Consider the following 11,859-nt stretch of genomic DNA (forward strand, 5'->3'; position numbering starts at 1 on the left):
CCGGTGCGCGGACTCCCTTTCCCTTACCTATGAAAACCCGGATTTTGTTCGCGTGCGGATGTCTTGGCCTTGGCGGAGCGGTCGCGACGGCGGCGGAGTCGAGCGTCGCGCCGGCGGCGGTGAGTGCGCCAGCGGCCAGCGTGAGCACGGTGCAGGACGAGCTCAGGACGCTGGTCGAAAAGGTCCGCGCGAAACTGAGCAGCGGCGTGCGGACCGAGGCGGCGCTGGCCGAGGAGTTGAAGGCGTTCGACGCGCTGCTCGCCGCCCATGCCAGCGAGAAGACGGACGAGGTGGCGCAGGTGCTCCTGATGAAGGCCATGCTTTACCTGCAGGTCTTCGACGATGCCGACCGCGGCGCCGAGCTGCTGACGCAGTTGAAGCGAGACTTTCCGACGACGCAGCTGGCCGGAAAAGTCGACGAGGTACTGCAGCAGATCGAGCAGCAGCGCGAGAGTGCGGCGCTGCGCGCGAAGCTGAAGCCGGACGCGGTGTTTCCGGATTTCACCGAGCAGGACCTCAACGGCGCGCCGCTGTCGATCAGTGGACTGAAGGGCAAGGTGGTGTTGGTCGATTTCTGGGCGACGTGGTGCGGGCCGTGCGTCGCCGAATTGCCGAACGTCCTCGCCGCCTATGGAAAGTATCACGACAAAGGCTTCGAGATCGTCGGGATCAGCCTCGATCGCAGCGAAGACGCGCTGAAGAAGTTCATCGCCGAGAAGCAGATGACGTGGCCGCAGTATTTCGACGGCAAGGCGTGGGACAGCAAACTCGGCCGGCAATACGGAATCACGAGCATTCCCGCGACCTTCCTGCTGGACCGCGACGGCAAGATCATCGCCCGGGACCTGCGCGGCAAAGAGCTCGAAGCCGAGCTGGCGAAAGCGCTGGGCGAGTAGGGAAGCGATTCGCTCTCGTCCCCGTCGGCCTCTTTCTCGTTCTCTTTCTCGTTCTCGTCCTCTCGAGTTTCCGAGAACGATTACGATTACGAGAACGATTCGAGGAGGAGAATTCCGTTTGTCGCCGGGCTCGCTGAGCCCGGACCGGGGTCGACGACCCCGGCTACAATCAAACCGAACGCGCGAGGATCTCCGTGATCCAGCGGCGGTGCGGGCCAGAGAGCGTGATCGCGTGGAGCTCAGCGACCGGCACCCAGACAAATCCGGCGCCGAGCTTTCGCGGTGGCGGCGCGAGGTGGATCGATTCGGTGATCTGAAAGCGAGTAATCCCGCGGCGTTTCACGACGAGCGGGGCTCGTTTTTCGAAACGTGCGGGATCAAACCCCGCGTCTTCCGCGGTGGGCAGCTCATGCATCCGGGCGAATCGCCGCGCGTCGTCGGCCGCGCGGTGCAGCAGTAGCGCTCCGTCGCGCTGGCACCACACGCGGGTGACCGTGCGTTTTTCCATCTTCTTCGGCGCCAGCCGGGGGTAGCTTTCCGGATCGCCCGCGCGCGCCGCCGCGCAGAACGGACGCACGGGGCAGGTCAGGCAGAGCGGATTCTGGCGCACGCAGACCGTCGCGCCGAGTTCCATCATCGCCTGGTTGTGATCGCCGGGCGCGGACGGGCTCAGCAGCGCCTGGGCGAGGGGAGTGAAGGTTTTGGCAGCGCTGGCCGAATCGCGGAACAGGGTGCGATTGGCGGTGAGCCGGGCGAGAATCCGGACCACGTTGCCGTCGACGCAGGCCGCGGGCGCGCCGAAGGCGATGCTCGTGATCGCCGCGGCGGTATAGGGGCCGACGCCCGGCAGCTCGCGCCACGCTTCGGGCGTGCGCGGCGGCTTGGGCAGCGCGTGGATCGCCTGCGAGAGTTGGTGGAGATTACGGGCGCGCGAATAGTAGCCCAGTCCTTCCCAGAGTTTCAGCACCTGCGCTTCGGAGGCGCCGGCGAGCGCGGCGAAATTCGGCAGCACGGCGAGCCAGCGGTCGTAGTAGGGCAGGACCGTCTTCACTTGCGTCTGCTGCAGCATGAATTCGCTCACGACCGTCTTGTAGAGCGATGGCTCCGTCCGCCATGGCAGTCGCCGCTGGTGCGCGCGATACCACCCGAGCAGGGCGGACTGGAATTCAGCGTGACGATCGAGCAGCGAACCGGAGAGGGCCACAGGAGGCACAAGAGGCACAAAACTGTCGGACAGCCCAAGCAGATTCTTTTTGTGCTTTCTGTGCTTTTTGTGGCCCAATCCCCTCATGCCGAAAAAGCCCGCCGGGGAGGAGGCTCCGAAAAAGCTCTCCTCCTACACGATCAAACTCGACGACGCCCAGATGGAGAAGCTGCGCGGGATCTGCGAGGCGCGCGGGTTCACGCCGGTCGAGGTGGCTTACACGCGGTTCGCGTTCAAATCGGACCCGGCGCGGATCAATCTCGCCGCCTACACCAGCGGCAAGGTGGTCGTGGCCGGCAAGGGCACGGAGGAGTTTGTCACGATGACGCTCGAGCCGGAGATCACCGGCGCGGCCAAGCTGGGCTACGACGAGGTGCTGCACCCCGACTGGTTCGAGCCGCATGCCGGTCTCGACGAGAGCGGCAAGGGCGACTTTTTCGGACCGGTGATCGCGGCGACCGTCATCGCGGAGAAGCCCGCGATCGAGGCGTGGCGCAAGGCGGGCGTGCAGGATTCCAAGAAGATCGCGGAGACGCGGATCATCGAATTGGACAAACTCATCCGCGAAACGCCGGGCGTGGTGGTGCGCACGTGCTATTGCGGCATGCCGAAATACAACGAGCTGATGGCGCGGCCCGGCGCGAACCTGAACCGGCTGCTCGCCTGGCAGCATGCGACCGCGCTGGACCAGGCGCTGGCGGCCAAGCCGGTGAAGTGGGGGCTGCTCGACCAGTTTACCGAGCAGCCGCTGGCGCAGCGCGAGCTCGCGAAAAAGGGCGTGAAGGAGTTCGAGCTCAAAATGCGCACGCGAGCGGAAGAGGATCCGGTGGTCGCGGCGGCATCGGTCGTGGCGCGTGCGGAATTCGTGCGGCAGATGCACCAGCTCTCGAAGCGGTTTGGCGCGAAGCTCCAAAAGGGCGCGGGGCCGCTGGTGAAGGAGCAGGCGGCACAGATCATCGCGAAATTCGGGGCGCGGGCCCTCGGCGATTTCGCCAAGCTGCACTTCCGCACGGCCTACGAAGTTGTGTCAGCGGCAGGTAAACTGGATGAGTTGCCGCTGCCCGAACCGAAGGAGAAGATGGAATGGTGAAGGAAAACGGGGATCAACCGGTAGGGCGGCGAGTACTCTCGCCGCCGCAGGCATCGTTCGTAGTCCCGGTGCGGAGCGAAATCCGCGCCCTGCCAGTCTAAATCCATGCCGAAACGCAGACAGCTTCGCGCGTTTGACCTGAAACAAATCGAGGGGCTCAGCGGACTCATCGGCGTCGATGAGGCCGGCCGTGGCGCGCTGGCCGGTCCCGTGGTCGCCGGCGCCGTGATGGTCACCAAGGAATTTCTCGAGGGCCGGTGGGCCGTGACGAAGGCCGGCCGGGTGAACGATTCGAAGCAGCTCACGCCGGCGATGCGGGAGGAGCTGTGGGCGGAGTTCGAAGAACTGGTGAACCAAGGTCAGATCCACGCGACCTTCGGCGTTGCCGATGTGGCCGAGGTGGAACAGCTGAACATCCTCGGTGCGACCAAGCTGGCGATGCAGCGCGCACTCGAAGCGATCTATCCACCGTCCGCGTTTCAGCAGAAAACGGAGCCGGATCTGTTCACCTCGGCGGAGGAGCTGGCGGCCTATCAGCCGACGGTGTCGTGCCGGATCCTGCTCGACGGGCTCGCGATGCGGAAGTTTCCGTATCCGCACCACAGCATCATCAGCGGGGACGCGCGTTCGCTGTGCATCGCGATGGCTTCGATCGTCGCGAAGGTGCAGCGCGACCGGCTGATGTGCGAGCTCGAGCTCAAGCATCCCGGGTATGGATTCGCGCAGCACAAGGGTTACGGCACGCCCGAGCACTGCGAGGCGCTCCTGCGGCTGGGGCGCTGCGCGCAGCACCGCGATCTGTTCCTGCGAAAACTCTTCGCGCAACGAATGGATCCGGCGCAGATGGAGTTCCTGGTCGCGGAAACGACGGCGCTGATCGAGGAGGAGTAGGGGGCTGCGGGATGTAGGGCCGGCGCTCGCCTGCGGTGAGCCTGACGAACCCGCCGCGGGCCGCGAGCGCGTGCGGAACATCGTTCTCCTTCTCGGCCGCCGGTGAACGGCGGCCCTACATTGCTGTGGCGCGAGGAGGGTATCGCGGCGTCCGACCATTTTCGCCCGCTCCTTGCCAACCCGCGATCGACTGGCCACAACTGCGCGCATGCCGGGCAAGAAAAATTCATCGCTTGATCGCGTGCTGGGCCGCGTGGAGGCGCTCGACTCCGTCAACCTCACGAACCTGGTGCAGCGGCTCGCGCGTGAACGCGGGTTGTTCGAGGAGATCTTCAACACGCTGCAGGAAGGCGTGCTCGTCCTCGGCGCTGATGCGCGGATCGAATACGCCAATGGCGCGGCCCAGCGGCTGATCGGACTCGGCGACGAAGATCTTTCCGGCCAGACGCTCTGGCGGCTCGCGCCCGGATTGCGGCCGTCGCTGGAACCGGCACTGGGGCGCAACGGCGTTTCGGCGCTGCCGGTCGTGGCGCGGGAGTTCGAGCTCACTTACCCGGAGCCTCGCACCGTGCGGCTCTACATGGTGCCGTTCCGGATGGAGAACCGGGGCGGGCCGCGGCGGTTCGCGGTGATTCTCTCGGACATCACGCTGGAGAAACGCACCACCGAGGCGCGGATCGAGAACGAGCGCACCTCGTCGATCCTCCTGCTGGCGGCGGGCGTGGCGCACGAGCTAGGCAATCCGCTCAATTCGCTGACGATCCACCTGCAGCTGATGGAGCGGCGGCTGAAGAAGGCGAGAACCGCGAAGGACAAGGACGTGGCCGCGCTCGAGGATTCGGTTGCGATCTGTCGCGCGGAGGTGCGGCGGCTCGATGGCATCATCACCAATTTTCTCGAGGCCGTCCGGCCGCGCGTGCCGGATTTGGTGGAGACACAGCTCGCCCAGGTGCTCAACGAAGTGCTGCGGTTCCAGCAGGGCGAGCTCGCGGATCGCGGGATCGAGGTCGAGGTGGAAACGCCCGCCGACCTGCCGCTGGTGATGGCGGACCGGAATCAGGTGAAACAGGTGTTCTTTAACATTATGAAGAACGCCGCGGACGCGATGCAGCCGGGCGGGCGGCTGCGGGTCCGTTCCCACGCGGACGACGACAACGTTTACCTACTGTTCGGCGACAACGGTGCGGGGATCAAGCAGGAGGACTTGATCAGGCTCTTCCAGCCGTACCACACGACCAAGGCTGGCGGCCACGGGCTCGGGCTGATGATCGTGCAGCGGATCATGCGCGATCATGGCGGGCAGATCGGCATCGAGAGCAAGGAAGGCGTCGGCACGCTCGTCACGCTGCAGTTCCCCCGCCGGGACCGGCGCGTGCGGATGCTGGAACAGGGATGACTTCCCGGCGCGCCGTCAGGGCATGTCTGATGCGCGCGTCCGGCTGCGAGATACGGCGGTTGCGGAAGCCGCGCACTCTCCGGGCGATAACGTCGATCCTGCGAAGAAAGATTGCAGGCCGGGGGGCGGTCCGAAATGAAAGTCAAATCCGCAACTTCCCAACAGCTCCTCCGTCAGGCCAGACAGACGCATGCTCCCTCTCGGAACAGTCTGCAGCGGCCGCACTCGGCGACTTGGTTCGCCAAGCGCAACAGGGCGACGAGAACGCCCAGCGGACGCTTGTGATCAATTATCAGCGCCGGTTGGCCGGGTTCATCTACGCGATCACGGGTCGCAGCGATGCGGTGGAGGATCTGGCGCAGCAGGTGTTCATCAAGATGATCCGCGCCCTCGGGCGGCTGCACGAGGTGGCGCAATTCGAGGCGTGGCTGTTCCGGCTCGCCCGCAACACCTGCATCGATCATCTGCGCCGGCAGAAGCTGCGGCGGATTTTCACGCCCTTCGGCGCGGAGCACGAGAATGTGCCCGAGCCGGCCGGCGCCGTCGATTCCGAGGAACTCGATGCGCTGCGGCATGCGCTGCAGCAACTGCCGCCCAAGGACCGCGCGCTGCTCGCGCTCGCGCAGGAAGGGCGCAGCCAGGTGGAGATGGCCGCGGTCACCGGCACGAGCGTGATGGCCGTGAAGGCCCGGCTGCACCGCGCCCGCGAAAAACTCCGTCAACACTATCAACGACCACATGAAACCTGAAACCGACGCCTGGTTCGCCTTGAATGAGCACGCCGCCCGTCTGCTCCGCCCCGGATTTGCGGAGCGCACGTTGCGCGCGGCGCGAGCCGTCGCGCCGACGTTCGCCAGCCAATGCCTGTTGAGCGCTGCCACCGCCACCGTTTGCCTGGTGGTGATCTTCTTCGTTCACGCCCGGGTCACCGCCGATGAAACCGCCCGCAATCTCGCGGGCTGGGAACAGATCGCCGCGGAAACCGAGCAGTTGAGCCTGCTCCGATGAAACAACGCCTGTTGATTGCGGTGCTGACGGTGATCGTGCTCGGCGCGGGCTACGGGGCCGGCGTGTGGACGGAGCGCAATTCGTGCAAGATTCCGAAACCGCCGCAGCTGCTTGGCGAGTTGTCCCCGGAGAAGAAGACCGGCGCCGCGCCCGCGAAATCCCCGGCGCCGAATCCGGCGCATCTCGCCGCGGAGATCGAGCGGCTGCGGCCGCAAGTGGAGCATTTCCGCGCGCGGATGCTCGAGATCGATCGCGAGATGGATCAGGACATCCTCACCATCCTCGATCCGCGGCAGCGCGAGACGTTTCAGGGCATCATCAAGAAATACGCCGACCTGCGCGAGAAAGAGGACGCCGCGCTCAACGCGCCCACGCCGTTGACCTCCGAGGAAATCATCCGGCTGCAGCAGAAGCCGCTCTACAAGATGCTCGCGATCGTCGTCGTGCCGATGCGACTGGAGTGGAATACGAAGGATCTCAATCTCACGCCCGAGCAGCAGGCGCAACTGCGCACGATTTTGGAGCAGCGCCGGACGAAGTTCCTCGAACTCGTGGATTCCTCCCCGCCGCCGAGCCTGACGCTGAGCCAGCTCGCGCCGATCGCGCAACGGCTGGTCAGCGAAAAGGAAGCGGAGAAGCAAAAGAAGTAGCGGGGCGGTGATGGGGCATGGGCGTCTCGCCCATGCGCTGCGCTTGGTTCTCTCGGCATCGGCGGCGCGCTGGCTCCGCGGGCGGGACGCCCGTGCCATGGGTTCCCGCTTTCCATTTGACCCTTCCGATGGCGCGGACTGACTGCTAGCTCATGGTGCCGAGCGTTTTGATCGTCGATGACGAAAAGCACACGCGCGAGGGTTTGCAGCAGGCGCTGGTCGACAGCTACGACGTGTCACTGGCTGCGAGCGCGGACGAGGCGTTCAACCTGATGGATGCGCAGCCGTTCGACGTGATCGTCACGGACCTGCGCATGCCGGGCAAATCGGGGCTGAAGGTGATCGACAAGGCGCTGGCGCAGCCGAACCGGCCCGCCGTGCTGATGATGACCGCTTACGGCAACATCGAGACGGCGGTCGAGGCGATGAAGCGCGGCGCGGTGGATTTCCTGACCAAGCCGGTGAACATCGAGCGCCTGGAGGTGCTGATCCAGCGGGCGCTGAAGGCCAAGACGCTCGAGGTCGAGGTGAAGCAGCTGCACGAGCGGCTCGACGAGAAGTTCAGTTTCGAAGGCATCATCGGCAACTCGCCCAAGCTGCACGAAGTCATCGACCGGGTGAAACTGGTCGCGCCGTCGCGCGCGACGATCCTGATCGAAGGCGAGTCCGGCACCGGCAAGGAGCTGATCGCCCAGGCGATTCACCAGTCGAGCTCGCGGTCGCGCGGGCCGTTCCTCGCGGTGCACTGCGCGGCGCTGTCGGAGAACCTGCTCGAGAGCGAGCTGTTCGGCCACGAGCGAGGCTCGTTCACCGGCGCCACGGAACGACGGATCGGCCGGTTCGAGTCCGCCGACGGCGGCACGCTGTTTCTTGACGAAATCGGCGAGATATCCGCGTCGACGCAGGTGAAGCTGCTGCGGTTCCTGGAGACGAAATCGATCGAGCGCGTCGGCGGTTCCAAGCCGATCGATCTCGATGTGCGGCTGGTGGCGGCAACGAACCGCACTCTCGAACAACTTGTGCGCGACGGGAAGTTCCGCGAGGACCTTTTCTTCCGGCTGAACGTGGTGCGAATCACCATGCCGCCGCTGCGCGAGCGCGCGGAGGACGTTCCACTGCTGCTCGGGCACTACATCACGGCGTTCTCCGAGGAAAACGGCGTCCCGCCGCTGACGATCGAGCCGGGCGCGCTGGCCACGCTGCAGGCGTATCCGTGGCCCGGCAACATCCGCGAGCTGCGGAACTTTTGTGAGAACGCCGTGGTGTTGCGGCGCGGCCGCAGCCTCTCGGAATACGACCTCGAACCGAGATACCGGGACGCCACCCTGGCGGGCGCGACCGGCCCGGCACCGACGCCGGGCGCGCCGGGCTCGACCGTACTCGGCGGCGCGGTGCCGACGTCGTTCTCCGTCGAGGAAAACGAAAAGCGACTGTTGCGAGAGGCGCTGATCAAGTCGCGCGGCAACCGCACCAAGGCCGCCGAGCTGATGGGCATCAGCCGGCGCACGCTGCATCGCAAGATCGCGCAGTGGCCCGAGCTCGACGTCGTGGACTAGCCCGGACGCCTGTCCTGCCCGCATGCCGCGACCGCGCACTCTCCAGGAGCTGATTCACTGGCTCGAATTGGGCGCCGGCGCGCGTTGGATCCGGCTGGCGGCGACGCTGCTGGGCGTGCTGGTGCTGTCGCTGCTCGTCGCCTGGAAACAATTTCACGGCGCGACCAGCGAGGCGACGCTGCTGCAGGCGGGGCTGGGACGACAGCTCGCGGAAGGGCGGGGGTTCTCGTCCCCGGTCAATTACCCGCAAGCCGCCGCGTTTCTTGAGCAGCACGGACGGAAGTTCGATGCGGCGAGGCCGTATCCTGAGCTCTACCACGCGCCGCTTTACGGGATGGTGATCGCGGGCGCGTTGGGGCTGCTGCCCGGCGAATCGCGTGGCGCGTTGTTCGCGTCACCGCCTGTGCCGCCGGACGGATTTGCGGCCGACTATCTCCTGCTCGGGATCAATGTCGTGCTCCTGTGGCTCGCCGTCGGACTGACTTTCCGACTGGGCCGGGAACTGTTCAACGCGCGCACCGGCTGGCTCGCCATGGCGGGGGTGTTGCTGTCGGTCGGTGTCTGGCAGCAGACGGTCGTGCTGAGTGGCGCGCCTTTGCTGATGGTGCTCGCGCTGGCGGCGTTCCTTGTCTGGCACCGCGCGGAAGGGTGGGCGGAAAGTGGCGGCGCCGTGACGGCGGATCGCGGCGCCTGGGGGCGGCTGGCCGCACGGCGCGAAACCTGGCTGGCGCTGCTTGGCCTGATTTGCGGGCTGCTGTTCCTTGCCGAATATTCCGCGGGAGCGTTGGTGATCGTGGCCCTCGGTTATGCGGCGCTGCGGTTTCGCGGGCGTGCGCGCTGGCTGGCGCTGGCCGCCGTGGCGGCGGGGTTCGCGGTGACGGCCGGTCCCTGGATCGTGCGAAATCTGGCGGTGAGCGGCACGCCCACGGGGCTTGCGATTCAGAATGTCGCCTTGAAGGCGGGCGATCCCACGGCAGAACCGGCGGCATTCCGCAACACCCTCGCCGCCGAGCTGCCGCGGATCAATTTGAACAAAGTCGGGAACAAGACGCTCACCAGCCTGCAGGAAAGCGTGCAGGCGCGGCTCTGGTCGGGTGGGGCGATGTGGTTCACGGCGTTCTTCGTGGCCGGGTGCATTTACACGTTTCGCGCCGCGGCGGTGAACCGGCTGCGCTGGCTGTTCATGCTCGCGCTGGCGGTGCTGCTGGTCGCGCAGGCGGCGCTGAACTCCGGTGAGAGCGAACGACTGGTCGCCGGCTGGCTCGCGCCGGTGATCATCGTGTTTGGCGCGGGATTCTTCTTTGTGCTGATCGAGAGCAACGCGCAGCTCAGCCAGTGGCCGCGACTCTGCGCCACCGCCTTGCTCTGCGTGCACGCGCTGCCGTTGCTGCGTGATGCGATCGAGCCGCGCCGGCTGCATTTCCAGTATCCGCCTTATTTCCCCGGGCTTTTCATCGGGATGCGCCAGGAGCTGGAGCGGCGCGACGCCGATCAGCGCTTCGGCCTGATGGCGGATGTGCCGGCCGGCGCCGCGTGGTATGGCGGACAACGGGTCTGGTCGCAGCCGGTGAAGCTCCGCGATTTTTATGCGATAACGCTCGAGCAACCGCTGGCCGAACTGCTGCTCACGCCGCGGACGCTGGACCGGCCGTTTTTCTCCGAGCTCGCCGCGCGTCCGGTCGTGCCGGGCTCGCTGCAGCGTGCGACCGATCTGTTCGGCGAGTGGGGCCGGATCTACGCCGGCCTGTTCACCGGCCGGCTGCCGCCGGAGTTTCCCTTGAGCGCGCCGCAGAAACTCGCGGAGAACCTGTACGTGTTGATGAACCCAGCGCTGCCCCCGCCGCGGGGAAAGTAATTGAACCCCGTGGCGGCGGCGACGTAGCGTCAGTCCGCTCCAGATTTCAAACTGATGAACTCTCTCCGGGTGTTGTTGGCGTTTGGGCTCGTTGCGGTGGTGCCGGCTCGTGCCGTCTACGCGCCCTTGCCGGAGCAGGAGTTGCAGAAGGACTGGACCGTGACGTTGCGCGCCGGCGTGATGTACGACAGCAATATTTTCGGCGCCGACGAAGGGGCGATCAGCAGCTTCGTCTATCAGGCCGCCCCGACGCTGGCCTACAGCGGCTCACTGGACGACCAGACGTTCGCGCAATTCGCCTATGGGTTGGTGATCGATCACTTCGTGGACCGGCCGGGCGACAAGACGCTCGACAGCCACAACCTCACCGCGCGGCTGGCGCACGCGTTCTCTAGCTCCACGAACATCGACCTGAGCGACACCTATCAGATCGCGAAGAATCCCGAGTCGCTGCTGGCGGGCCTGCCGGTGAACACCGATCAGTCGTTCAAGCGCAACGAACTCAATGGTCGCCTCGTAGCCTCACCGCTGCCGAAGCTCGGCGCCACGGTCAAGGCGCGCAGCGTTAACTTCAACTACGACAACGCCACGCTTGGCCGAAACCTCGACCGGACGGAAAATCTCTACGGCGTCGCGGGCAGCTATGATGTCGTGCCCGAGCTGAAAGCGGTCGCGGAATACCGGCACGAGGACATCAACTATCGGACCGGGGGCAGCACCAAGGATAAGCAGACCGACTTCCTGATGGGCGGGTTCGATTACGCCGTCGCGCGGAAGCTGGCGATCACGGGCCGGCTCGGCGCGCAGTGGCGCTCCCGCTCGGCCGAGACCGATACGACCAGCCCCTATGCGGAATTTTCGGCCAAGTATGACTATGCCAAGAGGTCGTTCCTGAGCGCGGGCTACATGCACACGTTCGAGGAGACGTCGAACGTGGCGACGTTCACCGACACGCGGGTGAACCGGCTCTTCGTCAACGTGCAGCACGCCGTGAGCGCGCTCGTGGTGGCCTCCGCATCGATCACCTACGAGCCCTCGCAGCTGCAGGGCCGGCGCGGCACGAGCGATTTTGACGAGACGACCACGCGCGTGGGGCTCGGGTTGACCTGGCTGCCGACGGCGCACTGGGCCTTCTCCGCGAGCTACGACCACGATCAGATCGAGTCCGACGTGCCGGGGCGCGGCCAGGATCGCGATCGCGTGGGCGTGAGCGCAAGCTACGCGTTCTGAGCAAATCCGCAGGTCGGCAGAGGTGGGGCGAGGCGTTCCGCCGAGCCGATGGCACGAGTCGGCCCGCTCTCTGGCTCACCGGG

Annotated in this window: 11 protein-coding genes; 10 read left to right on the top strand and 1 reads right to left on the bottom strand. The window is 66.0% G+C overall.

Translation table 11 applies throughout. The annotated features are described in order from the left end of the window. Positions 1-29 precede the first annotated feature (29 nt). The gene (locus OTER_RS10595; RefSeq protein WP_012374915.1) at positions 30-896 is read left to right on the top strand and encodes a TlpA family protein disulfide reductase; all 867 of its coding nucleotides are present in this window, start codon (positions 30-32) and stop codon (positions 894-896) included. Between the two features lie 169 nt (positions 897-1,065). Here the strand turns inward: OTER_RS10595 and OTER_RS10600 are convergent, their stop codons facing one another. After that, positions 1,066-2,109: an A/G-specific adenine glycosylase gene (locus OTER_RS10600; protein WP_237702476.1), complete on the bottom strand. Its 1,044-nt coding sequence runs from the start codon at positions 2,107-2,109 to the stop codon at positions 1,066-1,068. 76 nt (positions 2,110-2,185) lie between these two features. Here OTER_RS10600 and rnhC point away from each other — a divergent pair, with 76 nt between their 5' ends. The 9 genes from rnhC (at position 2,186) to OTER_RS10645 (ending at position 11,776) form a co-directional block, all read left to right on the top strand. Further along, positions 2,186-3,190, top strand: a complete 1,005-nt coding sequence (gene rnhC / locus OTER_RS10605) for a ribonuclease HIII (protein WP_012374917.1) — start codon at positions 2,186-2,188, stop codon at positions 3,188-3,190. 105 nt (positions 3,191-3,295) lie between these two features. Further along, positions 3,296-4,081 (top strand): ribonuclease HII, encoded by a 786-nt coding sequence (locus OTER_RS10610; protein ID WP_012374918.1) that lies wholly within the window; start codon positions 3,296-3,298, stop codon positions 4,079-4,081. 208 nt (positions 4,082-4,289) lie between these two features. Then, the gene (locus tag OTER_RS10615) at positions 4,290-5,477 is read left to right on the top strand and encodes a two-component system sensor histidine kinase NtrB (RefSeq protein ID WP_012374919.1); all 1,188 of its coding nucleotides are present in this window, start codon (positions 4,290-4,292) and stop codon (positions 5,475-5,477) included. 233 nt (positions 5,478-5,710) lie between these two features. After that, a complete protein-coding gene (locus tag OTER_RS10620; protein ID WP_052300359.1) occupies positions 5,711-6,226 on the top strand; it encodes an RNA polymerase sigma factor in 516 nt (171 codons plus the stop codon). Next, positions 6,216-6,485, top strand: a complete 270-nt coding sequence (locus OTER_RS10625; protein ID WP_012374921.1) for a hypothetical protein — start codon at positions 6,216-6,218, stop codon at positions 6,483-6,485. Before OTER_RS10620 ends, OTER_RS10625 begins: the two co-directional genes overlap by 11 nt. Beyond that, a complete protein-coding gene (locus OTER_RS10630; protein ID WP_012374922.1) occupies positions 6,482-7,135 on the top strand; it encodes a hypothetical protein in 654 nt (217 codons plus the stop codon). Before OTER_RS10625 ends, OTER_RS10630 begins: the two co-directional genes overlap by 4 nt. A gap of 152 nt (positions 7,136-7,287) precedes the next feature. Further along, entirely contained in the window at positions 7,288-8,691 is a 1,404-nt protein-coding gene (locus tag OTER_RS10635; protein ID WP_012374923.1) for a sigma-54-dependent transcriptional regulator, read from the top strand. Positions 8,692-8,713: 22 nt separating this feature from the next. Next, positions 8,714-10,546 (top strand): hypothetical protein, encoded by a 1,833-nt coding sequence (locus tag OTER_RS10640; RefSeq protein WP_012374924.1) that lies wholly within the window; start codon positions 8,714-8,716, stop codon positions 10,544-10,546. A 54-nt stretch (positions 10,547-10,600) separates the two neighbouring features. Next, on the top strand, positions 10,601-11,776 hold the full coding sequence (locus OTER_RS10645) for an outer membrane beta-barrel protein (protein ID WP_012374925.1): 1,176 nt from the start codon (positions 10,601-10,603) through the stop codon (positions 11,774-11,776). Positions 11,777-11,859: the final 83 nt, after the last annotated feature.

Origin of the sequence: Opitutus terrae PB90-1 (assembly GCF_000019965.1) — a bacterium.
Lineage (GTDB): Bacteria > Verrucomicrobiota > Verrucomicrobiia > Opitutales > Opitutaceae > Opitutus > Opitutus terrae.

Excerpts from the sequence above, each read along its gene's own strand:
- OTER_RS10595 (WP_012374915.1), top strand. The coding sequence starts at position 30 with ATGAAAACCCGGATTTTGTTCGCGTGCGGATGTCTTGGCCTTGGCGGA.
- rnhC (WP_012374917.1), top strand. The coding sequence starts at position 2,186 with ATGCCGAAAAAGCCCGCCGGGGAGGAGGCTCCGAAAAAGCTCTCCTCC.
- OTER_RS10610 (WP_012374918.1), top strand. The coding sequence starts at position 3,296 with ATGCCGAAACGCAGACAGCTTCGCGCGTTTGACCTGAAACAAATCGAG.
- OTER_RS10615 (WP_012374919.1), top strand. The coding sequence starts at position 4,290 with ATGCCGGGCAAGAAAAATTCATCGCTTGATCGCGTGCTGGGCCGCGTG.
- OTER_RS10625 (WP_012374921.1), top strand. The coding sequence starts at position 6,216 with ATGAAACCTGAAACCGACGCCTGGTTCGCCTTGAATGAGCACGCCGCC.
- OTER_RS10630 (WP_012374922.1), top strand. The coding sequence starts at position 6,482 with ATGAAACAACGCCTGTTGATTGCGGTGCTGACGGTGATCGTGCTCGGC.
- OTER_RS10635 (WP_012374923.1), top strand. The coding sequence starts at position 7,288 with ATGGTGCCGAGCGTTTTGATCGTCGATGACGAAAAGCACACGCGCGAG.
- OTER_RS10640 (WP_012374924.1), top strand. The coding sequence starts at position 8,714 with ATGCCGCGACCGCGCACTCTCCAGGAGCTGATTCACTGGCTCGAATTG.
- OTER_RS10645 (WP_012374925.1), top strand. The coding sequence starts at position 10,601 with ATGAACTCTCTCCGGGTGTTGTTGGCGTTTGGGCTCGTTGCGGTGGTG.